General features: G+C 42.5%; 21 protein-coding genes. 13 read left to right on the top strand and 8 right to left on the bottom strand.

Annotated features, from left to right (window positions below):
- Window positions 1-2 precede the first annotated feature (2 nt).
- Complete coding sequence (gene uvrB / locus INE92_RS08710; protein WP_008643821.1) at window positions 3-2,033, bottom strand: excinuclease ABC subunit UvrB; 2,031 nt, start codon at window positions 2,031-2,033, stop codon at window positions 3-5.
- Window positions 2,034-2,168: 135 nt separating this feature from the next.
- Here uvrB and INE92_RS08705 point away from each other — a divergent pair, with 135 nt between their 5' ends.
- The 6 genes from INE92_RS08705 (at window position 2,169) to INE92_RS08680 (ending at window position 7,754) form a co-directional block, all read left to right on the top strand.
- On the top strand, window positions 2,169-3,467 hold the full coding sequence (locus tag INE92_RS08705; protein ID WP_004312705.1) for a phenylacetate--CoA ligase family protein: 1,299 nt from the start codon (window positions 2,169-2,171) through the stop codon (window positions 3,465-3,467).
- 123 nt (window positions 3,468-3,590) lie between these two features.
- Entirely contained in the window at window positions 3,591-4,016 is a 426-nt protein-coding gene (locus tag INE92_RS08700; RefSeq protein ID WP_008022809.1) for an amino acid-binding protein, read from the top strand.
- A gap of 421 nt (window positions 4,017-4,437) precedes the next feature.
- On the top strand, window positions 4,438-5,241 hold the full coding sequence (locus INE92_RS08695) for an outer membrane protein assembly factor BamD (RefSeq protein ID WP_004312707.1): 804 nt from the start codon (window positions 4,438-4,440) through the stop codon (window positions 5,239-5,241).
- Window positions 5,242-5,255: 14 nt separating this feature from the next.
- A complete protein-coding gene (locus INE92_RS08690; RefSeq protein ID WP_004299989.1) occupies window positions 5,256-5,591 on the top strand; it encodes a DNA-directed RNA polymerase subunit omega in 336 nt (111 codons plus the stop codon).
- 108 nt (window positions 5,592-5,699) lie between these two features.
- On the top strand, window positions 5,700-6,143 hold the full coding sequence (locus INE92_RS08685) for a DUF4293 domain-containing protein (RefSeq protein WP_004312708.1): 444 nt from the start codon (window positions 5,700-5,702) through the stop codon (window positions 6,141-6,143).
- Between the two features lie 303 nt (window positions 6,144-6,446).
- Window positions 6,447-7,754 (top strand): IS5 family transposase, encoded by a 1,308-nt coding sequence (locus INE92_RS08680; RefSeq protein WP_008771523.1) that lies wholly within the window; start codon window positions 6,447-6,449, stop codon window positions 7,752-7,754.
- Between the two features lie 89 nt (window positions 7,755-7,843).
- Here INE92_RS08680 and INE92_RS08675 read toward each other — a convergent pair whose 3' ends face one another.
- Both INE92_RS08675 and INE92_RS08670 read right to left on the bottom strand, forming a co-directional pair.
- On the bottom strand, window positions 7,844-8,578 hold the full coding sequence (locus tag INE92_RS08675; protein WP_004312709.1) for a porin family protein: 735 nt from the start codon (window positions 8,576-8,578) through the stop codon (window positions 7,844-7,846).
- A gap of 7 nt (window positions 8,579-8,585) precedes the next feature.
- Window positions 8,586-10,352 (bottom strand): PBP1 and LysM peptidoglycan-binding domain-containing protein, encoded by a 1,767-nt coding sequence (locus INE92_RS08670; protein ID WP_009040512.1) that lies wholly within the window; start codon window positions 10,350-10,352, stop codon window positions 8,586-8,588.
- Window positions 10,353-10,510: 158 nt separating this feature from the next.
- Between INE92_RS08670 and uvrA the strand changes: the two genes are divergently transcribed.
- The 3 genes from uvrA (at window position 10,511) to INE92_RS08655 (ending at window position 15,662) form a co-directional block, all read left to right on the top strand.
- Window positions 10,511-13,336 carry an excinuclease ABC subunit UvrA gene (gene uvrA / locus INE92_RS08665; protein WP_195436485.1) on the top strand — a complete coding sequence of 942 codons (2,826 nt, stop codon included), beginning with the start codon at window positions 10,511-10,513 and terminating at the stop codon, window positions 13,334-13,336.
- Window positions 13,337-13,525: 189 nt separating this feature from the next.
- The gene (ybaK, locus tag INE92_RS08660) at window positions 13,526-14,005 is read left to right on the top strand and encodes a Cys-tRNA(Pro) deacylase (RefSeq protein WP_008643813.1); all 480 of its coding nucleotides are present in this window, start codon (window positions 13,526-13,528) and stop codon (window positions 14,003-14,005) included.
- Between the two features lie 97 nt (window positions 14,006-14,102).
- Complete coding sequence (locus INE92_RS08655; protein WP_008022801.1) at window positions 14,103-15,662, top strand: peptide MFS transporter; 1,560 nt, start codon at window positions 14,103-14,105, stop codon at window positions 15,660-15,662.
- Window positions 15,663-15,735: 73 nt separating this feature from the next.
- On the opposite strand, the gene INE92_RS08650 is transcribed toward INE92_RS08655, so the two are convergent.
- Window positions 15,736-16,233, bottom strand: coding sequence for a GNAT family N-acetyltransferase (locus INE92_RS08650; protein WP_008776613.1), 498 nt, complete (start codon window positions 16,231-16,233; stop codon window positions 15,736-15,738).
- 165 nt (window positions 16,234-16,398) lie between these two features.
- On the opposite strand from INE92_RS08650, the gene INE92_RS08645 reads away from it, so the two are divergent.
- The 4 genes from INE92_RS08645 to INE92_RS08630 all read left to right on the top strand — a co-directional run bounded on the left by INE92_RS08645 (window position 16,399) and on the right by INE92_RS08630 (window position 19,521).
- On the top strand, window positions 16,399-16,725 hold the full coding sequence (locus INE92_RS08645; protein ID WP_004312715.1) for a PadR family transcriptional regulator: 327 nt from the start codon (window positions 16,399-16,401) through the stop codon (window positions 16,723-16,725).
- Between the two features lie 21 nt (window positions 16,726-16,746).
- Window positions 16,747-17,844, top strand: coding sequence for a PspC domain-containing protein (locus INE92_RS08640; protein ID WP_008022796.1), 1,098 nt, complete (start codon window positions 16,747-16,749; stop codon window positions 17,842-17,844).
- 153 nt (window positions 17,845-17,997) lie between these two features.
- On the top strand, window positions 17,998-18,996 hold the full coding sequence (locus tag INE92_RS08635) for an MBL fold metallo-hydrolase (RefSeq protein WP_195436483.1): 999 nt from the start codon (window positions 17,998-18,000) through the stop codon (window positions 18,994-18,996).
- 18 nt (window positions 18,997-19,014) lie between these two features.
- Entirely contained in the window at window positions 19,015-19,521 is a 507-nt protein-coding gene (locus INE92_RS08630) for a flavin reductase family protein (RefSeq protein WP_195436482.1), read from the top strand.
- A 175-nt stretch (window positions 19,522-19,696) separates the two neighbouring features.
- Here INE92_RS08630 and INE92_RS08625 read toward each other — a convergent pair whose 3' ends face one another.
- The 4 genes from INE92_RS08625 to INE92_RS08610 form a co-directional block, all read right to left on the bottom strand.
- Window positions 19,697-21,799, bottom strand: coding sequence for a S9 family peptidase (locus INE92_RS08625; RefSeq protein ID WP_195436481.1), 2,103 nt, complete (start codon window positions 21,797-21,799; stop codon window positions 19,697-19,699).
- Window positions 21,800-21,847: 48 nt separating this feature from the next.
- Window positions 21,848-23,179 carry a multidrug efflux MATE transporter BexA gene (bexA, locus tag INE92_RS08620; RefSeq protein ID WP_004312720.1) on the bottom strand — a complete coding sequence of 444 codons (1,332 nt, stop codon included), beginning with the start codon at window positions 23,177-23,179 and terminating at the stop codon, window positions 21,848-21,850.
- An 84-nt stretch (window positions 23,180-23,263) separates the two neighbouring features.
- Complete coding sequence (yidC, locus tag INE92_RS08615; RefSeq protein ID WP_008643796.1) at window positions 23,264-25,117, bottom strand: membrane protein insertase YidC; 1,854 nt, start codon at window positions 25,115-25,117, stop codon at window positions 23,264-23,266.
- Between the two features lie 60 nt (window positions 25,118-25,177).
- Window positions 25,178-26,803 carry a CTP synthase gene (locus tag INE92_RS08610; RefSeq protein ID WP_004299973.1) on the bottom strand — a complete coding sequence of 542 codons (1,626 nt, stop codon included), beginning with the start codon at window positions 26,801-26,803 and terminating at the stop codon, window positions 25,178-25,180.
- Window positions 26,804-26,949 lie beyond the last annotated feature (146 nt).

The raw sequence follows: 26,949 nt of genomic DNA, 5'->3' as shown, positions 1-26,949 counted from the left end.
TTTTACCCCCATTTCTCTTTCATCAAATCTTCCAGTTTCAACAACTCGTCACGGTATTGTGCAGCTTCAATAAATTCGAGTTTCTTGGCTGCTTCCTGCATCAGTTTGCGAGTACGTTCGATACTCTTTTCCATTTGCGCTTTACTCATATACTGCACTACCGGGTCTGCTGCAATGTTCGGAGTAGAAGGTTCTACATAAGCATGTCTTTCTTTTAGCAGTTCATCCGCCTCTTTGGCATTACCGAATACCGACAAGTTTCTGGCCTTTTTAATCTGCTGCGGAGTAATTCCGTTTGCTTCATTGTATGCCAACTGTTTTTCCCGGCGGCGATTGGTTTCGTCAATCGTCAGTTTCATGCTATCCGTCATTCTGTCCGCATACATGATTACCTTGCCGTTTACATTACGGGCAGCACGTCCTGCGGTTTGCGTCAGTGAACGGTGGGAGCGGAGGAATCCTTCTTTGTCAGCATCAAGAATAGCAACGAGCGACACTTCCGGAAGATCGAGTCCTTCACGGAGCAGGTTGACTCCGATAAGCACATCATAGATTCCTTGCCGGAGATCATCCATAATCTTCACACGTTCCAATGTATCTACATCACTATGGATATAGTTACATCTTACATTATTATTAAGAAGATACTCTGCCAGTTCTTCTGCCATTCGTTTGGTTAGTGTGGTGACGAGTACGCGTTCTTCCTTTTCAATGCGGAGCTGGATTTCTTCCATTAAGTCGTCAATCTGATTAAGGCTCGGGCGCACTTCGATGACAGGATCAAGCAGTCCTGTAGGACGAATCACCTGCTCTACGACGATACCTTCAGACTGAATCAATTCATAATCTGCCGGTGTGGCACTGACATAAATTACCTGTTTCGCCATTTCCTGAAACTCTTCGAATTTCAACGGACGGTTGTCCATAGCCGCAGGTAATCGGAAACCATATTCCACCAGATTGATTTTACGTGCACGGTCTCCTCCGTACATCGCACGGATTTGGGGTACACTTACGTGGCTTTCGTCAATGACAATCAGAAAATCATCCGGGAAGAAATCGAGCAGACAATAAGGACGGGTACCGGCAGCACGACCGTCGAAATAACGGGAATAATTCTCAATTCCGGAGCAATGCCCTAACTCCCGTATCATTTCCATATCGTAAGTCACCCGTTCATATAGTCGTTTGGCTTCATATTCTTTACCGATAGACTCGAAGAATGCCACTTGTTTGGTCAGATCATCTTCTATTTCGTGGATAGCACGGAGAGTTGCCTCTTTGGTCGTCATAAACAAATTGGCCGGATAAATCTTATAGGCGTCAAATGGTGCGATAGTGACTCCTGTGATAGGATCTACTTCTTCTATACCATCAATCTCATCCCCCCAAAAGGTGACACGGAGCAGATTGTCGGTATAAGCCAGATAGATATCCACAGTATCACCTTTAACGCGGAAATTTCCACGGTTCAAGTCAATATCATTGCGGACATACAAGCTGTCTACCAGACGACGTAAAAAGACATTGCGGTCCATCATCCGTCCCCGTTCTATTTCAATGACATTTTTGTAGAAGTCCGAAGGATTTCCCATACCGTAGATACAAGATACGGAAGAAACCACTACCACGTCTTTTCGTCCGGAGAGTAGGGCAGAAGTGGCCGCGAGTCGAAGCTTGTCGATTTCGTCATTGATGGCAAGATCTTTCTCTATATAAGTATCACTGCTCGGGAGATAGGCCTCCGGCTGATAATAGTCATAGTAAGAAACGTAATATTCTACCGCATTATTGGGGAAGAAACCTTTAAACTCACTATAGAGCTGGGCAGCCAATGTCTTGTTATGGCTCAAAATCAACGTAGGTTTGTTGATATTGGCGATCACATTGGCAATGGTAAATGTTTTTCCCGATCCGGTCACTCCCAGTAAAGTCTGTGCGGGAACTCCCTGAAGTACCCCTTCAGTCAGTTGTGCTATCGCTTCCGGCTGATCCCCGGTAGGTTTGTAAGCTGATGTTAGTTCATAATTCATAGTTAAATCCTAAAAAGTGGAGCAATATTCGGTAAAATAATCGAGATAACAAATCATTTTTCCAAATAAATCCTTTACTTTGCAACATATTAATATCAAAAAACAGATTCATACAACTAGTAATACCAGAAACACATGATTTGGAATGAGAGCATTGAGTGTATGGACCGCGAAAGTCTTCGCAAGATTCAAAGCATACGACTCAAGAAAATTGTAGATTACGTCTATCACAACACTCCTTTCTATCGAAAGAAGATGCAGGAAATGGGAATAACCCCCGATGATATCAATAGTATCGATGATATTGTAAAACTGCCGTTTACCACGAAACATGATTTAAGAGATAATTATCCGTTCGGACTTTGTGCCGTGCCGATGAGCCAGATTGTACGTATTCATGCCTCTTCCGGAACGACCGGAAAGCCGACGGTTGTCGGATATACCCGTAAGGACTTGGCCTCTTGGGCGGAATGTATATCACGTGCTTTTACCGCTTACGGAGCGGGCCGTTCTGATATTTTTCAGGTATCATACGGATACGGACTGTTTACGGGCGGACTGGGAGCACATGCCGGAGCCGAGAATATCGGTGCTTCTGTTATTCCGATGTCCAGTGGCAACACTGAAAAACAGATTACCTTGATGCATGATTTCGGATCGACAGTGCTTTGTTGCACCCCTTCTTATGCGCTCTACCTGGCAGATGCAATCAAAGATTCCGGTTTGCCACGTGAAGAATTTCAACTGAAAGTCGGTGCGTTCGGTGCGGAACCCTGGACGGAAAATATGCGTCATGAAATTGAAGAGAAACTGGGAATCAAAGCATACGATATTTATGGGTTGAGTGAAATTGCCGGACCGGGTGTCGGTTACGAGTGCGAATGTCAGAACGGCACTCACTTGAATGAAGACCATTATTTCCCAGAAATTATCGATCCGAATACTTTGCAACCGGTTGAACCGGGACAAACGGGCGAACTGGTGTTTACCCACCTCACCAAAGAGGGTATGCCATTGCTCCGTTACCGTACGCGTGATTTGACTGCCTTGCATCATGATAAATGTTCTTGCGGTCGTACATTAGTACGTATGGATCGTATTTTGGGACGCAGTGATGATATGTTGATTATCCGTGGTGTAAACGTATTCCCGACACAGATTGAATCCGTTATCCTTGAAATGGCAGAATTTGAACCGCATTATTTGTTGATAGTGGGTCGTGAAAATAATACCGATACGATGGAGCTCCAGGTTGAAGTACGTCCGGAATTCTATTCTGATGAGATCAACAAAATGCTGGCTTTGAAGAAAAAGCTGGGAGGACGTTTGCAAAGCGTACTTGGATTGGGAGTCAACGTGAAATTGGTAGAGCCTCGCAGCATTGAGCGTAGCGTAGGTAAAGCAAAACGTGTGATTGATAATAGAAAAATATAAATAAGTATTAGGTATTAAGTATTAAGTATTAACCATGCGGGTGATCTTGGAACTACGGTAATACTTGTTGCCTAATACCTAATGCTTGTTACTTAATACTTATTACTTAATACTTTAATAAATATGGTAGCAAAACAACTTTCTATCTTTTTGGAAAATAAGTCAGGCCGTTTGACGGAAGTGACTGAAGTGCTGGCGAAAGAAAATATCAATCTTTCTGCCTTGTGCATTGCCGAAAATGCTGATTTTGGTATTTTGCGTGGAATAGTATCTGATCCGGATAAAGCATACAAAGCTTTAAAAGATAATCATTTTGCAGTGAATGTGACTGATGTAGTAGGTATAAGCTGTCCCAATATACCGGGTGCTTTGGCTAAAGTGCTGGGATATTTATCAGACGAGGGTGTATTTATTGAATATATGTATTCGTTTGCCAATAACAATATTGCAAATGTGGTAATTCGCCCCAGCAATCTGGATAAATGTATCGAGGTATTGAAAGAAAAGAAAGTCGATCTGCTGGCTGCAAGTGATTTGTATAAGCTGTAGATATAGCAGTAAACGATAAACAGGGAACGGTAAATAGCTGCGTTGTCTTTGAATGGGATAACACATTTGTTTGCCGTTTTTTGCTATAAAAAATAGTGACGCTATCCGATGTGGATAGTGACGGTATACTTCACCGATACCGTCACTATCCCGGGCATATACCGTCACTATTTTTTTTCTGCCTTATAACAAGTTTTTTTCTGTCTTATAACAAGGAATCTGACGTTTGTTCGTCAGGTTTATGTCAATCATGATTTCTGTGTGATTCGTTTATTACCTGCCGTTTACAGTTTGGCGTTTGCAATTCGACGTCATTTTCTCTCCTTTTGTCGATGTTTAACGCCTTTTATGTATTAAAAAACACAGATTAATTGCTAAATTCCCAGCGAATAAGTAACTTTGCGCATTATTTTTAAATAGGATGAAGAAAAATATCATTATAACTTTGCTTGCGGCGGCTACTCTGACATCATGTGGAGAGTACAATAAATTGCTGAAAAGCACCGATTACGAATACAAGTACGAAGCCGCCAAAAACTATTTTGCGAAGGGACAGTATAATCGTTCAGCTACGTTGCTGAATGAGTTGATAACCATTCTGAAAGGAACCGATAAAGCGGAAGAGTCTTTGTATATGTTGGGAATGAGTTATTATAATCAGAAAGATTATCAGACAGCTGCCCAGACATTTATCACCTATTTCAATACGTATCCCCGTGGCACTTTTACCGAACTGGCACGTTTTCATGCAGGTAAAGCTTTATTCCTGGATACCCCGGAACCACGTTTGGATCAATCAAGCACTTATCAGGCTATCCAGCAGTTGCAGATGTTCATGGAATATTTCCCGAACAGCACAAAGAAGCAGGAAGCACAGGATATGATTTTTGCTTTGCAGGATAAGCTGGTTTTGAAAGAACTTTATTCTGCAAGATTATATTATAATCTGGGTAATTATTTAGGCAATAACTATGAGTCTTGTGTAATCACAGCTCAAAATGCACTGAAAGATTATCCTTATACTGACTATCGTGAAGAACTTTCTATCTTGATTCTGCGTGCAAGACACGAAATGGCTATCTATAGTGTAGAAGACAAGAAGATGGATCGTTACCGCGAAACAGTGGACGAATATTATGCTTTCAAGAATGAATTTCCTGAAAGTAAATATTTGAAAGAAGCCGAGAAAATATTCAATGAATCACAGAAAGTAATTAAAGACTAAATTTAAATAGATTTATGGACTACAAAAAAACGAATGCTCCTGCTACAACAGTAACCCGTGACATGATGGAACTCTGTGCTGATACAGGTAATGTTTACGAAACTGTTGCCATTATTGGCAAGCGTGCTAATCAGATCAGTGTAGAAATCAAAAACGATCTTTCAAAGAAATTGGCAGAGTTTGCCTCTTACAATGACAACTTGGAAGAAGTGTTTGAAAATAGAGAGCAAATCGAAATTTCTCGTTATTATGAGAAATTGCCGAAACCGGACTTGATTGCTACGCAAGAATACATCGAAGGGAAAATATATTATAGAAATCCGGCTAAGGAGAAAGAAAAACTTCAGTAATTTATTTTCTGACGAAGAATTTGATAGTCAAGTAGTAAGTGGGATGATTATCCCTACTCCTTATTGCTTGGCTATTATTGTTTAACTCAACTACTATTTAGAATACTTATGATTCAACGAATTCAAACTGTTTATTTATTGATTGTTGCAGGATTACTGATTACAGCTATGTGTATGCCGATAGGTTACTTCATTGATACAATGGGCGAACATCCTTTTAAGGCATTAGGATTGGAAATAAACGACGCTTTTCAGTCTACATGGGGGTTATTCGGGATTCTGATGCTTAGTACTATCGTTGCCGTGGCTACCATTTTTTTATATAAGAACCGTATGTTGCAGATTCGCATGACGATTTTCAATAGCTTGTTGTTGGTCGGTTATTACATTGCTGCCCTTGCTTTTTATTTTGCGTTGAAGAATGATGCAAATATGTTCCGGGTAGGCTGGGCATTGTGTTTACCACTTATTTCCATCATTCTGAATATATTGGCTGTTCGTGCTATTGGACGCGATGAGGTGATGGTAAAGGCTGCGGATAGATTGAGATAAGACTTTTCCCTATATCTGGGTAATTCGTTAATATGATTAATGAAAAGCATCGCTTTATAAGAGTTAAAGCGGTGCTTTTTGCTCTCTAAAGCTATGCTTTAGCATCCCTAAAACGGTGCATTTACTGAATATCTCTGTTTTAAAGATACAAATAAGGCAACTAATTCATTGCGAGTTAGTTGCCTTATTTAGTCGCCCCTTAGAATGTGCTTTTACGCCTAATAATCAACATATTAATATATAAATTGCTTTGATATATCTGCAAGTTTTTGTATCTTTATGGTTGAAAACTTGCAGATTATTATGATAAACAAGACCACCCCTCAGCCCTCCTTGTTCAGCTCTTTGACAGACCAGCTGAATCCCAGGCATCCCTTATACCTGCTTGCCAATAAGATAGACTGGCGCCGTTTTGAAGAAGCTTTCTCCCCGCTATACTGTGCCGTCAACGGTCGTCCGGCCAAACCCATCCGCCTGATGTGCGGACTTCTGATTCTTAAGCACGTGCGTAACCTGTCCGATGAATCGGTTGTTGAACAATGGAGCGAGAATGCTTATTACCAGTACTTTTGCGGTATGTTGGAATTCACGCCTTCCTATCCCTGCAATGCAAGCGAACTGGTACACTTCCGTAAGCGTGTCGGAGAAAATGGCATGGAACTGATTCTGTCAGAAAGTATCCGCGTCAATCAGGAGGACGACGGCCCGGACCATCACTGCACGGCCTTCATCGATTCCACGGTACAGGAAAAGAACGTGACTTATCCCACGGATGCGAAGTTGCATAAAAAGATAGTCCGCAAAGTGTTGTCTGTCGTAAAATCCTTAGGGCTTCCTTTGCGCCAGAGCTATACCTTTGTCCTCAAGAAGATCTACCGTGACCAGCGTTTCCGTAACCACCCCAAGAACCGTGGCAAGGCCCTGAAAGCGGACAAGCGGCTGCGCACCATTGCGGGAAGGCTTGTCAGGGAACTGAGGCGCAACCTGAAAGAAAACCACGGCTACGACTCCCTGCTCGACCTCTTTGAGCGGGTGCTTTCACAGAAGCGCAATTCTCCCGGGAAAATCTATTCCCTGCATGAACCGGAGGTGCAGTGTATCAGCAAGGGGAAAGAACATAAGAAATACGAGTTCGGCAACAAGGTTTCAATCGTCCGCTCAATTACCGGTGTCATACTGGGTGCCAAGTCTTTCCGGAATGAATATGACGGGCATACCATTGAAGAATCCCTCAGGCAGGTGGAACGCATTACCGGAAAGAAGATCAGGAAGTTGGCCGGGGACAGGGGGTACAGAGGAAAGAAAGAGGTGGGCGGCACCGGGATACTGATACCCGATGTTCCAAACAGGAAAGACAGTTATTACACACGCAAGAAGAAACATAAGCTATTCTGCAAGCGTGCAGGAATAGAGCCGACTATCGGGCATTTGAAATCAGACTTTCGTTTAGGACGCAACTTTTATAAAGGTGTGTTCGGGGATGTTGTCAATCTGCTCTTAGCCGCAGCAGCGTACAACTTCAAAAGAGCCATGAGGGTTCTTTGGCTACTTGTTGAAAAAATCTGCGGGACACTGTTTTCTTGCAATATCCCGCAGATGAGTACTTTTTAAGGGACGACTATTTATTTAAAGAGTATCCCTAAAGCGATGCTTTGTAGATATTCAAGCTCCTTCTCTCGAAAGGGAGGAGGGAGAGGATTTTATTTCTTCAAGTCAAATAGGTACGTGAGCTTTATGGTAATTGTTCCATGCGCTGCACGGGCGAAATAGTCTTTCTTTGTGGTGCTGTAAAAGTCGGACAGCGCAAAGTAGTAACGGCCTTCAACGATGAAGCTACCGGCTTTCTTTGTTCGGAGTTCTACACCGCCGCCACCGGCAATACCGTAGTCGAATTTATTCTGAATCTTAACTCCATACACCGCTTTCTGTGTATTGGATAAGGTGTTCATATCAATACCTTTTATTGTTTCCGATTCGCTTATCAGAAAGCTGATTTGAGGACCTGCATGAACAAAGAATTGTAATCCTCTGTCTCGTCCGAAAGCAAGATGGGCTAGAAAAGGAATATCAATATAGGTCATTTTGCGGGTATAAGTTTTGCTCGGATCCTTCGAGGTGACTTCATATCCGTTATCGTCCAATGATACCGTTTCAAACAATTGGTCCCAACCCCTTTGTGATACATTCAATTCGACTTGTGCACCGCAAATCATGGCGAAATACTTCTCGGATATATAACGTGCCGTCAAGCCTCCGGTAATTCCCATCAAGCTATTTTGCTTGATGCTGGGAGTGAAAGAAACACTGTTTAAGTTGACACCTCCATTAACACCTACTGATAAATTGCTGCGTGCTTCTCCAATTTGGGCAGTGGCAGGAAGAGCAAATCCCGTAAGTAGGAGTGTTGCAATCAAAAATGGTTTTATCTTTATCATTTTCGTATTATTCGAAGTCAAGTTTTACTAATTCAAAATTCTTAGTGAAACGTATGAAGAACACTTTTTTATTAATAAATCCTCCCCAGTTGTTCACGCGCTGGAATTTGAATCCTGTCTGGATTGGCGTCAGGTTCATCTTAGGCAGATTGTTTTCCAATTCCGAGCTATAGAGCGATAATCCCTTCAAGAAGAAGAAACCGGTGTCGAAGCCAAGCATTGCGTAATTGGGGTATTTGCTTGCCAAATCTTTACTATACCATTTATGATAAGCGTTGGTGAATTGCACGGCTGCCGGGAACAATGTATTCGTATAGAATGAAGAGTAGAAATATACATCCAACTCAAAGAAATTTTCCAGATGATCTCTAGTGTAAGTCTGCCATTCCGGGTAGCCGAACAGGTGAATTTTTTCTGCAGGATTCTCTCTGACTAACAACGTCAGTTGAGGGAGTACCTTAATCAGTAAAACATTACTGCCCGATGTCGGGATAAAAATGTTTTCTTTATCACTGCGAAGTGTTGCTTTCAATGTTTCTTTAGTTGCGCTTTCGCTGACGGTTCTCATAGGAATTCCTTTGCTCTTCAACTCTTGTTTCAAGCCGCTGATAAATTCCGCTTTCTCCTTGTCAGCACTCGACGGTTCGATGAAAATAACGTTCGCATTAGGGAATTGGCGGGTGAAATGCTCATAAACCTCTGAATATAAATAAGATTGAGGCGTATTAATCTGATAAATAGCAGGATTTTTGAATACCTCTTCTCCTTTTTGAGAGAAAGGGATCACCAGGCGTATATCGTTCTTCTCCGCGAAGTCTGACAATGGTTTTATTTGATTCTGATGCATCGGACCGATGATGATATTCATACTCTTCATCTCGTTTTTGGCAAGAATCGTATTTAATGTAGAAATGTCTTTTCCACTGTCATATACATATAAATCAAGAGAAACGCCCGTACGTTTCAGACTGTCTACTGCCATCAGGAAACCTTCGTAATATTCCACCATGCGTTTGTCCTCCTGGAAAGGTAACAACAAGGCAGCCTTAATAGTAGACAGCTTTTGGGGAGTCTCCTTATTTTTGCGGAAAAGCTCGCTATTGCTGGGAGGAACAGCGTATGGATCTTCCTTCTGTGTAGGTTGTACGGTGGTTGCTGCCGGGTAGGGGATGCAAAGAAATTGTCCCTTTTTCATGCCCTTTTTCAGTTCCGGGTTAGCGTCAATCAACTCCTGCTCGCTGATTCCGTATTCACGGCTCACGCTGAATATAGTCTCTTTGCGCTTTACCTTATGCATATCTTTGCATCTCGGAACAACAGGGCCTTGAATAGTCGATTGTTCAGTAGGCGTTTGAACTACGGCGTCAGTTTGTTCTTCTTTTTTCTGCGGAATCAGAATAACTTGTCCGATACGGAAATTCTCGGCACTCAAACCTGGGTTTGCTTCACAAATATCTTTGGCGGACACATTATACATCGTTGTCAGTTTGTACAATGTTTCTCCGGCTTGGATCGTATGGAATGTTTCTCCTTTCTGACTCTCTTTTCCGGTAGGGATTTTGATGGTCTGTCCGGCATAGATTTTTTCGTCACAACCAGGATTCAGACGTATGATGTCTGACGTAGTGACATTATACATCTTGGAAATGGAGTATAAACTTTGTCCTTTTTCGATGGTATGCAAGAAATAAGATTGGTTTTCCTGTGCATAACTGATAGCGTATGAAACGCTTATAAAAAGCAGAAATAAGAATATTCGGTTTATCGGTTTCATCAAATTATAACTATTGGTTCTTGAAATCAAGGAACAAAGGTACAAATAATGCCCTATATCTTCATAAGATTTGAGTTAAGAAAATAATATTGTGCTTTTTTAGGAGCATATTTCGGGCGGAAACATTAATTTTGCAACATTTATGGAAGGATATGAATATGCAGGAAACAGAATATATTAATGTGTACGGTGCGCGCGTGCACAATTTGAAGGACATTGATGCCGAGATTCCCCGTAACAGCTTGACCGTTATCACCGGATTGAGCGGTAGTGGAAAATCTTCTTTAGCCTTCGATACGATTTTTGCCGAAGGACAGCGCCGCTATATCGAAACTTTTTCAGCCTATGCCCGCAATTTCCTGGGCAATCTGGAACGTCCGGATGTCGATAAAATAACAGGCTTGAGCCCGGTTATCTCCATTGAACAGAAAACAACGAATAAAAATCCCCGTTCTACCGTAGGAACAACTACCGAGATCTACGATTATCTCCGTTTGTTGTATGCCCGTGCGGGAATCGCCTATTCGTATCTGTCGGGGGAAGAAATGGTGAAATACACCGAAGAGCAGATTCTGGATTTGATTCTGAAAGATTATAAAGGAAAGAAAATATATCTGCTGGCGCCATTGGTACGTTCACGTAAAGGACATTATAGAGAACTTTTTGAACAGATACGTAAAAAAGGATATTTATATGTACGAGTAGACGGAGAAGTGCGTGAAATCACGCATGGTATGAAGCTCGACCGTTATAAGAACCATGATGTAGAAGTGGTTATCGATAAATTAGTGGTTGCAGAGAAAGACGACCGGCGTCTGAAACAGAGTGTGGCAACTGCCATGCGTCAGGGAGACGGGCTGATGATGATTTTGGATGCCCAGTCCGAAAGTATCCGGCATTATAGTAAGCGACTCATGTGTCCTGTCACCGGGTTGTCTTATCGTGAACCTGCTCCGCATAACTTCTCATTCAATTCACCGCAAGGAGCGTGTCCGAAGTGTAAAGGGTTGGGAGTAGTCAATCAGATTGACGTGGACAAAGTGATTCCCGATCGTGAACTTTCCATTTACGAAGGTGCGATAGCTCCTTTGGGAAAATATAAGAATGCGATGATTTTCTGGCAAATCGGTGCTTTGCTTGAGAAGTACGATGTAACGTTGAAAACACCGGTTAAGGAGTTGCCGGACGATGCGATTGATGAAGTGTTGTATGGCTCTGACGAACGGATTAAAATCAAGAGTTCGCTGATCGGCACTTCATCCGATTACTTTGTTACCTATGAAGGAGTGGTGAAGTATATTCAGATGTTGCAGGAGAAAGATGCTTCTGCGACAGCGCAGAAATGGGCGGAACAATTTGCCAAAACAACGGTTTGTCCTGAATGTAAAGGGGATCGCCTGAATAAGGAAGCTCTGCATTTCCGCATCCACGATAAGAATATTAATGAATTGGCAAACATGGACATCAACGAGCTGTATGACTGGTTGATGAAGGTAGATGAGTTCCTTTCCGATAAGCAGAAGAAAATATCAGTAGAGATTCTGAAAGAGATTCGTACACGTTTGAAGTTCCTGCTGGATGTTGGTTTGGATTATCTGGCGTTGAACCGTAGTTCTGTCAGCCTTTCCGGTGGTGAGAGCCAGCGTATTCGTTTGGCTACACAAATTGGTTCTCAATTGGTGAATGTGCTTTATATTCTCGACGAGCCGAGTATCGGTCTGCATCAGCGTGATAATTTACGTCTTATCAACTCCTTGAAAGAACTCCGTGACATGGGAAACTCCGTGATTGTGGTGGAACATGATAAGGATATGATGTTGGCTGCCGACTATGTTATCGATATGGGACCAAAAGCCGGACGTCTCGGTGGAGAGGTTGTTTTTGCAGGAACTCCCCAGGAGATGCTGAAGACCGATACGATGACTTCGCAATACCTGAATGGAAAGATGAAGATAGAAATCCCCGCCAAGCGTAGAAAAGGAAACGGGAAATCTATCTGGCTGAAAGGAGCGAAAGGGAATAACCTGAAGAATGTCGATGTAGAGTTTCCGTTAGGAAAACTAATTTGCGTGACAGGTGTATCGGGAAGCGGGAAATCTACTTTGATTAATGAAACTCTGCAGCCGATTCTATCGCAGAAGTTCTACCGTTCTTTGCAGGATCCTTTGGAATACGATTCGATTGAAGGATTGGAAAATATCGATAAGGTAGTGAATGTCGATCAATCACCTTTGGGACGTACGCCACGTTCCAATCCAGCTACCTATACCGGTGTGTTTTCTGATATTCGTAATCTGTTTGTAGGTCTTCCGGAAGCTAAGATTCGCGGTTACAAGCCGGGACGTTTTTCCTTTAATGTTTCAGGCGGACGTTGTGAAGCCTGTACGGGAAATGGTTATAAAACAATTGAAATGAATTTCCTTCCTGACGTATATGTGCCTTGTGAAGTATGTCACGGCAAACGTTATAACCGGGAAACACTGGAAGTACGTTTCAAGGGAAAATCGATTGCCGATGTATTGGACATGACAATCAACCGTGCCGTAGAATTCTTTGAAAACGTTCCGCAAATCTTGAGTAAGATAAAAGTATTGCAGGATGTCGGACTCGGATATATAAAGTTGGGACAATCTTCTACCACTCTTTCCGGTGGAGAAAGCCAGCGTGTGAAACTGGCAACGGAACTGTCGAAAAGGGATACAGGCAAGACCCTTTACATCCTTGATGAACCGACTACCGGACTTCATTTTGAAGATATCCGTGTACTGATGGGAGTACTGAATAAGCTTGTAGATAAAGGGAATACGGTTATTGTCATCGAACACAATCTGGATGTGATTAAAATGGCGGATTATATTATCGATATGGGCCCTGAAGGGGGTAAGGGCGGGGGAGAACTCCTTAGTTACGGAACACCGGAAGAGGTTGCGAAGAGCCCTAAGGGATATACACCTAAGTTTCTTCGCGAAGAGCTGGGGCTCTAATTTGAAGCATAGAGTGAGGGCGTTCCCCCAATAAAGTCAACTATCTCTAATCATATTAATTAAGGCGCGGATTACATGGTTTTTATTTAATTAGAGCCGTGTAATCCGTGTCTTAATAAAAGTCATGGAGGACTTTGTCTCCCGCTAATTCTTTATTTATCAGATATAGAAAGTATAAATACAACGAAAATGAAAATCAATAAAACAAATGCCGCACGGCTGTTAGATAAGGCTAAGATAGCCTATGAACTGATTCCCTACGAAGTGGATGAAAACGACTTAAGTGCTGTTCATGTAGCAGCAGATTTAGGAGAAAACATTGAGCAAGTGTTTAAGACTCTTGTCCTGCATGGCGATAAAAGCGGATATTTTGTCTGTGTCATTCCGGGAGAACATGAAGTTGACTTGAAACTGGCAGCTAAAGCATCGGGTAATAAGAAGTGTGATTTGATTCCCGTAAAAGAACTTCTGCCACTTACCGGATATATCCGGGGAGGTTGTTCGCCTATCGGCATGAAGAAACATTTTCCTACTTATATCCATGAAACCAGCCGGGAATTTCCGTATATTTATGTAAGTGCCGGGGTACGGGGACTTCAGATAAAAATAGCTCCGGAAGATTTGATTCGTGAATCCAGAGCAGAAATTTGTCGTTTATTTGAGGAGTAGTTTAACAAATCATTGTGCAAAAACTCAAGAAAAAGTATATATTTGCAAGAAATATTTATTTAAATCAATCATTTATTAATTCTAAAAACTTATATCTATGTTCAGTAAACACCCTAAAGGTCTGATTGCTGCAGCTTTAGCTAATATGGGAGAGCGTTTTGGCTTCTATATTATGATGGCGATTTTGACATTGTTTATTTCAGCGAAATTTGGATTGTCCGAGACAACTACCGGATACATTTATTCCGCGTTCTATGCTTCCATTTATATTTTAGCTTTGGCGGGAGGTGTTATTGCTGATAAGACGAAAAATTTTAAAGGCACTATTTTAGTAGGGCTGATATTAATGGCTATCGGTTATTTGATTATTGCCATTCCTACTCCGACCCCTGTTCCTAGTATGGCTCTTTACTTGGGATTAACCTGTTTCGGACTTTTGGTGATTGCTTTTGGTAATGGTTTATTTAAAGGAAATCTGCAGGCTTTGGTAGGCCAGATGTACGATGACCCTAAATATTCAAACCTACGTGATGCCGGTTTCCAGATATTTTATATGTTTATCAATATTGGGGCTGTTTTTGCACCGTTTATTGCTATTGGTGTGCGCAACTGGTGGCTGAAGGTGAACAATTTTGATTATGATGCCACTTTACCTGAATTGTGCCATCAATATTTAGAAAAAGGAAATGATATGGCTCCACAAGCAATGGAGAATCTGACAACTTTGGCTAAGAGTGTTGTTCTTGACGGGACTCCTGTAACAGATATGGGTATGTTTGTTAATAACTACCTTGATGTATTTAACCGTGGTTTTCAGTATGCTTTTATGGCTGCTATTGGTGCTATGCTTGTTTCGCTGATTATTTATATGGCAAATAAGAAACGCTTCCCGGATCCTGCGACTAAATTGGAAACCAGTAAAGGTACTGCGACTGTGAATAAGGAAGAAATCCAAATGAGCGCTACTGAAATCAAACAACGTATCTATGCTTTGTTTGCAGTATTCGGTGTTGTTATTTTCTTCTGGTTATCTTTCCACCAGAATGGTTATTCTTTGACTTATTTTGCCCGTGACTATGTGGATTTGAGTGTTATTAATATCGACTTAGGTTTTACGCAGATCAAGGGAGCTGAAATATTCCAGAGCGTTAATCCGTTCTTCGTTGTATTCCTGACTCCATTTATCATGTGGATGTTCGGCTCAATGAAAAAGAATGGTAAAGAACCTTCTACCCCGATGAAGATTGCCATCGGTATGGGTATTGCCGCATTAGCGTATGTATTCTTGATGGTATTCTCCTTTACATTGCCTTCGAAAGAGGTGTTGGGGACTATGAGTGCTGCTGAAATAAATGCTATTCGTGTGACTCCGTGGATTATGATCGGTCTGTATTTCATCCTTACAGTTGCCGAATTGTTCATTTCTCCTCTGGGATTATCGTTTGTATCTAAGGTTGCTCCTCCTCATTTGCAGGGATTAATGCAAGGTTGCTGGTTAGCTGCAACAGCTGTGGGTAATTCACTGCTGTTTATCGGTGGTATTCTTTATACAACTGTTCCTATCTGGGCTTGCTGGTTAGTATTTGTAGGCGCAACAGGTGCTTCTATGATTGTAATGCTTTCAATGGTAAAATGGCTGGAACGCGTAGCGAAATAGAATCCGGTCATTGACTAAATAACAAAATGCCCCGGAACATTCACGATACTTTGTTCCGGGGCATTTTTGTTTATTAAATATCCAATCCCATAATATAATCATTCATATAATACCCATTGCCAATCGGGAAATCACCTTCCCGTAACTTTCTCATTCCCATGTATTCGTAAAACTGCAAGGCTTTATTGTTACGATTCACGTTGAGTTCCATCAGACAAGGTTCCGGATGCATCTCTTTGATACATTTGATTGCTTCCTTAAATAAGAAACTGCCGCAATGCGTACCCTGAAAGCGGGGGAGAACATAGATTTTCTGAAGATGGAATACATCTTTTTCCTGTTGCTGCACAGAGACGTATCCGCATGGCTCATTCTCTTTATAGGCGATGGAATACACATGCCCTTCTTCCTCCATTTGCTTGCGCACATTGGAAGGAGCATACATCCAGTCCATCATATAATCCAGTTGTTCAGGAGATAAAATATCCTTGTAGGTGGCGGGGAATACCTCCTTTGCCATCATATGAATAAGCTCGCAATCGGCTACCGTTGCTTTTCGAATTGTAAACATACGTACTTTCTATTTTATGGTTTAACGGGCACAAATATAGCCATTATTTCTTTTTATAATAAGGTAAGCACTCTCTAATGTTTTAATTATTATTAATTTATAGTACTTTGTAATGCAAGGTACTTAAGTAATGCATATATTTGTGCCATCTAAAAGAAGTGAATAATGAAAGTAGACAATGTAAAATCACAGATGAGGAAAGGCATGCTTGAATATTGCATCATGCTTTTGCTGCACAAAGAGCCTGCCTATGCTTCTGATATTATTCAGAAATTGAAAGAAGCCCAGCTGATTGTAGTGGAAGGCACCTTGTATCCGTTGCTGACCCGTCTGAAAAATGACGACCTGTTAAGTTATGAGTGGGTGGAATCTACCCAGGGACCTCCCCGCAAGTACTATAAACTCACTGAACAAGGAGAAACCTTTTTGGGAGAACTGGAAATTTCCTGGAAAGAACTTAACGACACAGTGAATCATATAGCCAATAGATAATCCGAAAAAGAAGAAATAAAAATGAAAAAGACATTGACCATAAATTTAGGAGGAATAGTTTATCATATAGATGACGATGCCTACCGACTGTTAGACAATTATCTGTCTAATTTGAAACATTACTTTCGTAAACAGGAGGGTGCGGAAGAGATCGTAGACGATATTGAGATGCGTATTGCCGAACTGTTTGCCGAGAAAGTAACTGAAGGAAAACAGGTCATCACAGTTTCGGATGTAGAAGAAATTATCGCCCGCGTAGGCAAACCGGAAGATTTTGGCATTGCTGACGAGGATACAGATTCACAGAAAAGAACGGAACAAGCATCGTCCGCTAATCAAAGTAATACGCAAACCTCTGCCCAACGTCGCTGGTTCCGTGATCCGGATAATAAATTGTTGGGTGGTGTGGCAGCAGGACTGGCAGCTTACTTCGGTTGGGACATCACATTGGTGCGTATCCTGATGATTATTCTGGTGTTTGTGCCTTATTGTCCGATGATTATCCTTTATGTTATCGGATGGCTCGTTATTCCGGAAGCCCGTACCGCCGCAGAAAAGTTAAGTATGCGTGGAGAAGCGGTAACCATTGAGAATATTGGCAAAACAGTGACAGACGGCTTCGAACGGGTAGCAGATGGGGTTAATAATTATGTGAACTCCGGTAAACCTCGTACCTTTCTTCAAAAGATAGGCGATGTATTTGTTTCCATTGCTGCCGTTCTCTTTAAGATATTTCTGGTAGCTCTTGTCATTCTTTGTTGCCCTGTCTTGTTCGTATTGGCTGTCGTATTGGTAGCGTTGGTATTTGCGGCAATTGCTGTGGCAGTCAGTGGAGGAGCTTTACTTTATGAGTTGTTGCCTGCCATCGACTGGATGCCGGTTGCTTCCGTCTCTCCTATGATGACATTATTGGGTACGATTGCCGGAGTTGCCCTCATCGGTATTCCATTAGGAGCTTTTTTGTATACCATCTTGCGCCAGCTATTCCATTGGTCACCAATGGGAACAGGTTTGAAATGGTCGCTATTGATTTTATGGATATTGGGTGCGGTCATTATGGTTATCAATCTTTCTGCTCTTGGCTGGCAACTGCCTCTGTATGGGCTGCACTGCTGTTAACTAAGCCTCATTCTATTAAAAAAGGATAATATTTATTCTTTTATAAGTAAATGTACCCCGATAGTGTGTCCGGGGTACATTTTTTGTTTTCCCTTATTCATCGTAAATCGAGAATTTTTTAGTAAGTTTGTAAATACGTATTCAGGAAATAAAATGGGTGAACATATATGTTTTAGGAGAAACGAACGTTTAGCGACAGTCAATCCTTATTGGAGAGGAAATCCGATGGTGCGCGGACGTTTTTTTAACAGGCAGCATCGCTTCCGTCCGGGGATGGGCAGCGTGTTGAAATGGCGTCTTTCGCCCAATCCCCAACGCAAAGAGAAGAAGACGGTGAAATGGGACCCGAAAGTTTGTTATCTTCGCTCATTGGATGCGGTGGTAGGAGATTCCCTGATATGGCTCGGACATAATTCTTTCTTTCTTCAATTAGCAGGTAAGCGAATCATGTTCGATCCGGTGTTCGGCAGTATTCCTTTTGTGAAAAGACAGAGCGAATTTCCTGCTAATCCTGATATATTTACGGAGATTGATTATCTACTTGTCAGTCATGATCATTTTGATCATTTGGATAAACAGAGTATAGCACGCTTACTGAAGAACAACCCGCAAATGAAACTTTTCTGCGGCTTGGGAACCGGTGAACTGATTCAGGGATGGTTCCCTGAAATGAAAGTGATTGAAGCCGGATGGTATCAACAAATGGAAGATGAAGGATTAAAGATCACGTTTCTGCCGGCACAACACTGGAGCAAACGTTCCGTACGCGATGGCGGTCAGCGACTGTGGGGAGCTTTTATGCTGCAAGGAGATGGAATCTCCCTTTATTATAGTGGTGATACGGGCTATTCCAGTCACTTTCGTGAGATTCCCGACATGTTCGGAGCACCGGATTATGCTTTGTTGGGCATCGGAGCATACAAACCCCGCTGGTTTATGCGTCCCAATCATATATCGCCTTACGAATCATTGACTGCCGCCGAAGAAATGAATGCAGGTCTTACCATTCCCATGCATTATGGCACATTCGACTTGTCTGACGAGCCTTTGCACGATCCTCCAAAGGTTTTTGCAGCAGAGGCAAAGAAACGGAAGATTCCTGTGGAGATTCCCTATTTGGGAGAGATTGTAAAATTGAAAAAACAGAAATAATTAAAAACGAATAAAGAGATGAAGAAATTAGAAGTAAAAGATTTGAAAGAAAACTTTTTCGAAGCGATTGGAAAAGAGTGGATGCTGGTTACGGCCGGAACAAAAGAAAAGTTTAACACGATGACAGCAAGTTGGGGTGGCATCGGCTGGTTGTGGAATAAACCGGTTGCTTTCGTTTTTATCCGTCCCGAACGGTATACGTATGAATTTGTAGAGAAGAACGATTACCTGACACTTTCTTTCTTAGGGGAAGAAAATAAGAAGATTCACGCTATTTGTGGTTCTAAGTCGGGACGTAATATAGATAAAGTAAAAGAGACCGGATTGAAACCAGTGTTTACAGAAAATGGCAATGTGTTGTTTGAGCAGGCACGATTGAGCCTAGAGTGTAAGAAGCTTTATGCTGACGGTATCAAACCGGAATGTTTTCTGGATAAGGAATCATTGGAAAAGTGGTACGGTGGTGCTCATGGCGGTTTCCACAGGATGTATATTGTAGAAATTGAAAATATTTATTCGGAGTAAGATTTAGCCGATTTATGATGGATGCAATGGAGAAGGCTCTGAACTCAAGTAGATTGAGAACAGAGCCTTCTTTTATTTTACTTTATTGGAAAGTCGTTAAGCACAGATTATATGAAATATGCAGTTTTAGTGAATCAAATGACTGTGAGATTCGTATAATCCGTGCTTTAAAATTTTACTTAGATGGAGCTTTCTTCACCCATTTGTCCAGCCATTCGAAGAATGTGCGTTGCCATAGAACCCCATTCTGCGGTTTCAATACCCAGTGGTTTTCATCCGGATAAATCAGCAACTCTGCAGGAACACCACGCATCACGGCAGCATCGAAAGCAGCCATTGCCTGATTAGCCAGAATACGGTAGTCTTTTTCTCCATGAATACAGAGGATAGGCGTATCCCATTTCTCCACGAATAGGTGAGGAGAGTTGGCAAACGTACGTTGTGCCACCGGGTTTTGTTTTTCCCAGTATGCGCCTCCCATATCCCAGTTGGCAAACCATTTCTCTTCAGTTTCCAGATATTGCATTTCCATATTGAAGATACCATCGTGGGCAATGAATGCTTTGAATCGTTTGTCATGATGTCCTGCCAACCAGTATACGGAGAATCCTCCGAAGCTGGCACCTACACATCCCAAGCGATCCTTGTCTACATACGGCTCTTTTGCCATTTCATCGATAGCAGTGAAATAATCTTTCATACACTGGCCACCGTAGTCACCACTGATCTGTTCGTTCCATTCCACGCCAAATCCCGGCAAGCCGCGACGATTCGGAGCAACAATGATATAATCATTGGCTGCCATAATCTGGAAATTCCAGCGATAAGACCAGAACTGGCTTACCGGACTTTGCGGACCTCCTTCACAGAACAGCAAAGTCGGATATTTCTTGTTCGGATCAAACTGCGGGGGATAGATTACCCATGTCAACATCTGTTTGCCATCTGTTGTTTTCATCCAGCGACCTTCCACTTTACCCATTTCCAACTGGTCGTAGATCTGCTTGTTTTCCTGCGTCAGTTGAGTAGTAGAGCCATCCAGTGCCACTGTATAAATCTCATCACCCATGCTCATAGAATGACGTTTGGCGATCAGTTTATCCCCGAAAAGAGATACACTTTCATAATCGTACATTCCTGAAGTGATTGCCTTTACCGAATCATTGGCCAAATCCAGCGCATAAATCTGCGATTCTCCGTGCCATACACCGGTGAAATAAATCATCTTTGCATCTGCTCCCCAGACAAAAGCGTCTACATTCGATTCGAATGCTTTGCTCACAAAACGTTTCTCTCCGGTTTCCAGGTTCATGATGAACAGACGGTTTAAGTCGGCTTCGTAACCGTCACGTTCCATACTCTGCCAGGCGATATACTTGCCGTCCGGAGAGTATTGCGGATTGGTATCATATCCTTTGTTCTCTTCAGTAATATTTTCCGTTTTTTGGGTGTTCAGGTCATAAACGTAAATATCGGAGTTGGTGGAAATCGCATATTCCAATCCTGTCTTTTTACGGCAAGTGTAAGCCACTTTGTCCGAAGTTGTATTCCAGGCAAGTTGCTCAATGCCACCCCAGGGTTTCATCGGACTTTCATACGGTTCTCCGTTCAGGATATCCACGATATTGGAAATACCGTTACCGTCGAAGTCGGCAACAAAAGGATGTGGAGCTGTCGTCACCCATTCATCCCAATGTTTGTACATCAGGTCGGTCACGATGATACCTGTGGCTTTCGGCAGGTCCGGATATTTATCAGCAGTGCTTTCTTTCGTCTTTACTTGTGAAATAAACAGCAGCTTTTTACCATCCGGCGAAATGGAATAACCTTCGATGTCTCCGTCGTAGTTGGTCAATTGCTTGCGTCCGCTACCGTCCGGGTTCATTTCATAGAGCTGGCTGCTTCCGTTGTCATTACTTAAGAATGCAAGTTTGGTGCCTCCTTTAATCCATGTCACTTCATTTTCCTGATACGGGGTATGAGTGATTTGCTGGTTTTCGCTTCCGTCTGCGTTCATCACGAAAACTTCGCGGTTACTCTTGTTTTCCGGTACACTGTAATACGCTACCGTATACGCAATTTTCTTTCCGTCGGGCGATACGGCGAATTCGCCGATACGTCCCATAGCCCAAAGTGCTTCGGGAGTCATGCGCTTCCCTTCGATCTTAATATCCGATTTCTCGATAAGCACCTGATCTGTTTTGCCTGCGTCTTTCGTTCCTCCGCAGGCAGCTAACAACATTGCTGCCGACATCATAAATAAATTAGCTTGTCTCATATATTTTATAAAATGTTTATTTTCTTGCGAAGATAGTGAAAAAAGGATTTAAATCTTCTTTTTCTGCCAGTTTCCTTTCTTCATATACCAGTAGCAGAACAACAGTATAAAAGTACCGTACACACATTCTGTCGTCCAGGCAAATGCGACATCCATTCGCAGATACATGATGAAATATGCAGAGTATGTGACATAGATAGCCAGTACACAAAGTTCCATAGCCAATGCAGTCCGCGTATTTCCTGTTCCTGATACCGATTGGAAATACACATTGGCAGGCACCAGTACCAGATAGGCAGAGCATAGTACCCACAGTGAAGGTACAGATGCCGCTCTTAAATCCGGGATGTCTGTATAAATGCGCAGAATCAAATCCGGGAATAAACAGAAGAATACCAGGATCGGCAATACAAAGATATATCCGATACGGATATGCTGTTTGATAGTTCCCCGTACACAATCCTGTTCGCCTGCACCGATCAGGTTACTTACCAACGAACCGCAGGTGGAAGCAAATGCCATTGCAATCATAAACGGTATCCCCGACACGTTGCGGATGATGTTGGCAATCGCCAATGACCGCTCTCCCAAATGTTCCACAAACAAGAAGAACATGAACCAGGTAGACAAAGAAACGAAATTCTGAATCATTGTCCACACAGAAACGTTCAGTATGCGTTTCAGTGTTTTTCCATGGAATTTGGGCAATATGTTCAACGCATATTTCTTGCAGTCAATTCGTTTCCAGGTGTAGATGATAAAGAAAATTACCGATACCATTTCGGCCAGTGACGAACCGATGGCAGCACCGGCAATTCCCAGTTGCGGGAAACCGAATTTACCGAAGATCAGGATATAGTTGAATACCACATTCGAAAGCACCATTACGATAGAGTTCAGCGTCAGTGTTTTGGTTTGTGTCGTACCTACAAAGAAGGCGCGGAACATGACCATGACAAAAGAGAAGAAGAACCCATACACACGCCAATGAATATAACTTTCGGCTGCATCGTAAATGTGAGGAGACGAAATGATATTCTTTAAGATATATGGTGAAAATACGATGGAGAATGTGAATAAAATCACTGCCATGGCAAGCAGGAAATAAATGCCCTGATAGAAAATCGGTCCGATTTCCTTGTAGTTTCCTTCTCCGTTGCGGCGGGCGATTAAGATCTGTGCGCCGATGCTGAAACCGAATGCCATCATAAAGATGGCGAGATAATATACCCCTGCGATAGCAGAAGCACCCAGCTCGATTTCTCCTACACGTCCCAGAAAGGCCGTGTCCGTCATACCAATCATCTGTTCCATAATCAGACTGATTAGGATAGGGTAGGAGATTGTCCAGATTTGTTTATAAGAATATTTAGTTTTCATCTTATTTTATTTTTTAGAGAAAGAAAGCCGGGCAACCAAAATAGGATGTCCGGCTTTCTTAGAATATGATTCAGGAATTACTCCTTATTTTTTATTCTGTCTTTGCTGCTGCAATTGCTCTTGTTGCTTTTGCATCGCCTCCAGGCGAGCAGCAAATCCGGTCTTTTTCATTTGTTTCGGGTCTTTCTTTTTCGCTTCAAGAATAGCCAACAATTTAGTTTCGTCAGTCGTTCTACGAAGCAGAATCATAGTACCCACACTAATCAGCGTTGACACGAAGTAGTAATAGTTCAAACCTGACGGATAATCGTTCAAGACGAACAAGAACATAATCGGCATCAGATACATCATCCATTTCATAGCCGCCATTTGTGGCTGCGCTCCGGTATCCTGCATAGACATTGTGTACTTTGTGTTCAAGATGTTTGTCAACGTCATCAGCAAGCAGAACAAGCTAAGGTGATTGCCAAGGAACGGGATATGGAACGGGAATGTGATGATAGCGTCATAAGTAGAAAGGTCGTCCGCCCACAAGAAACTCTGTTGACGCAGTTCGATAGCACTCGGCACGAACATAAACAAAGCCATCAGGATAGGGAACTGCAATAACATCGGCAGACAGCCACCCATCGGGCTTACCCCGTATTGGCTGTAAAGGCTCATCACCTCCTGCTGTTTCTTCATTGCATCTTCCTGCTTGGGATATTTCTTGTTGATTTCATCAATTTTCGGTTTCAATACACGCATCTTGGCAGAAGACATGTACGTTTTCCAGGTAGCCGGATAAACCAGCACTTTCACCATAATAGTCAGAATCAACAGAACGATACCCATGCTCAATCCCCAGCCGGACAACCAGTCGAATACGTTGATCGTGATAAACTGGTTAATCCAGCGAATCAGCGGCCAACCCAGGTAAACCAGTCGGTGAAGCTCCCATTTCTCGTCACGTCCTTTATCCAGCGCTTTCAGCGTCTTGAAGTGGTTCGGACCGAAGTAGAAGTACATCTCTGTCGGTTCTTTGCCTGACGGATCAAAGAAAGTATTCATTTCAGCAGAATAATCTTTGATATATCCGCTTCCCTGTTGTTCCATTTTTGACTTAACGGAAACCTTGTCGAAATCCTGTTCAGCGATAAATACAGACGAGAAGAACTGATTCTTGAAAGCTACCCAATCAATGCGTCCCGGCAAATCCTGACTGTCATCTTTGGCAGCAGACAAGTTGTCTACATTGTCACCTGTTACTTTATAAGTCAGTTCCGACAGACGATTCTCATAAGTGAATCCTTTTTCCAGTTGGCGGGCACGTTGTGACCAGTCGATGTCCACATACTTAGTACTAGCCAACTTGTCTTCCATGCCTGTCGCTTTGATTTCAAAGTTCATCAGGTAGCTATCCGGTTTCAGCGTATAGATGAAATCGATATAGCTTGCGCTATCCGCAGCCAGACGCATTGTAACACTACTGTCCGTCTTGTTCACAGCTTCAAAGAAATAATCTTTGGTCTGGATGGCTCCTGCCTTGTTGTAAAAGTTGAAGTTCATCGAAGCATCGTCACCGTCGAACAGCATGACCGGCGTCTTTTTGTCTTGTGCCATATAATCTTTCAGCATGGCTGAATAGACACGTCCGCCTTTGGTTGTGAAAGTGATTTCCGCTACATTATTCTGGATGCTGATTTTAGAGTCGGTTCCATGCAAGGCATTGAAAAACAAAGCAGAAGAATCGGCAGCCGATGCCACCTCTTTTTGACTGTTAGCCAGTGCAGCTTCCGTTTTAGCCTTCAACGCTTCCTCCTGCTGCTGTACCACGGCAATAGAATCGTAGTATTTTTTTTGCGCAGCTATCTGTTCCTCGCTTGGACGGCTCAAAAAACTGAATCCTACCAATAATATACCTATCAGAACGAGACCTGTGATGGTGTTTTTATCCATTCTTATTTTAATTACAAATTATATAAATTACAAACTACCGGTTGTTTACCACGTATCGCGTTAGCCGTTCACCGTTGCTTTTTCGTTTTCGATGGCAGCTTTCACAAATGCAACAAACAACGGATGAGGGTTCAGTACCGTACTACCATATTCCGGATGGAACTGTGTACCGACAAACCATTTCAAAGTCGGGATTTCAACGATTTCTACCAGATCCGATTCCGGGTTGATACCTACACATTTCATGCCGGCAGCTTCATATCGGTCTTTATAATCATTGTTGAACTCATAGCGATGGCGGTGACGTTCCTGAATATGTTCCTGTCCGTAAGCCTGATATGCTTTCGAACCTTTCTGCAATACACATTCGTAAGCACCCAGACGCATCGTACCACCCATATTGGTGATTGCTTTCTGCTCTTCCATGATATCAATCACGTTGTGCGGAGTCTTTTCATCCATTTCACGTGAGTTGGCATCTGCGTATCCTAGTACGTTGCGTGCAAACTCAATAGCAATACATTGCATACCCAGACAAATACCGAAAGTCGGAATGTCATGTGTACGTGTATATTTGATAGCGACAAACTTGCCGTCGATACCCCGTTGACCGAATCCCGGACCAATCATTACGCCCGCCATACCTTTCAAAGCTTCAGCTACATTCTCATCTGTCAGTTTCTCGCTGTTTACGAAATGAACTTCCACTTTGCGGTCATTGTAAGTACCCGCTTGCGATAAAGCTTCACGGATAGATTTGTAAGCATCCTGCAAATCGTATTTTCCAACCAGTGCAATATTGATCGGTTCTTTAGTCTCTGCAGCGTGACGACGTTCCAGGAATTTACGCCATGGGCCGAGTCCCGGAGTTTCGCCTACCGGCAGTCCCATCTTTTCGAGGATAGTGCTGTCCAGCCCTTGCGCTTGCATCAGGATAGGTACTTCGTAGATTGTTTCCGCGTCGATAGACTGCACGACGGCTTTATCGTCTACATTACAGAATTGTGCCACTTTCTTACGCAGTCCGTCACTTAGCGGATGCTCGGCACGCAGTACCAGTACATCCGGCTGAATACCCACACTTTGGAGTTCCTTTACAGAATGTTGCGTCGGTTTTGTTTTCAATTCTCCGGCAGCAGCAAGATAAGGAACATAGGTCAAGTGTACGCAAAGAGCGTTCTTACCGAGTTCCCATTTCAACTGACGGATACTTTCGAGGTAGGGGAGTGATTCGATGTCACCTACCGTACCACCGATTTCAGTAATCACAAAATCAAACTTGTATTTATTACCAAGCAGTTTTACATTCCGTTTGATCTCGTCTGTGATGTGAGGAATCACCTGGATCGTTTTACCCAGATAATCTCCACGACGTTCCTTGTCAATGACGCTCTTGTAGATACGTCCCGTAGTAATGTTGTTCGCCTTTGTCGTTTGTATACCCAGGAATCGCTCATAGTGTCCCAAGTCGAGGTCGGCTTCGTGTCCGTCTACGGTTACATAGCACTCTCCGTGCTCATAAGGATTCAATGTTCCCGGGTCGATGTTGATATACGGGTCAAACTTCTGGATGGTTACATTATAACCTCTTGCTTGCAGCAACTTACCGATGGATGATGAGATGATCCCTTTTCCTAAAGAAGAGGCAACACCACCGGTGACGAAAATATACTTTGTTTCTCCCACAGCTATAACTGTTTTAATAATTGTTTACTTAGTAGTATTCTTACGAACTTAAAAACCGCAAAATTATAAAAAAAAGAGGAAGATTACAGTCTTTCGTCTCCACAATTTTATTAAAAAATGCAATTTTAAAAGAATCCTATGATTTC

Source organism: Bacteroides xylanisolvens (assembly GCF_018289135.1).
Classification (GTDB): Bacteria; Bacteroidota; Bacteroidia; order Bacteroidales; family Bacteroidaceae; genus Bacteroides; species Bacteroides xylanisolvens.
This window is presented reverse-complemented; position numbering and strand designations above follow the sequence as displayed.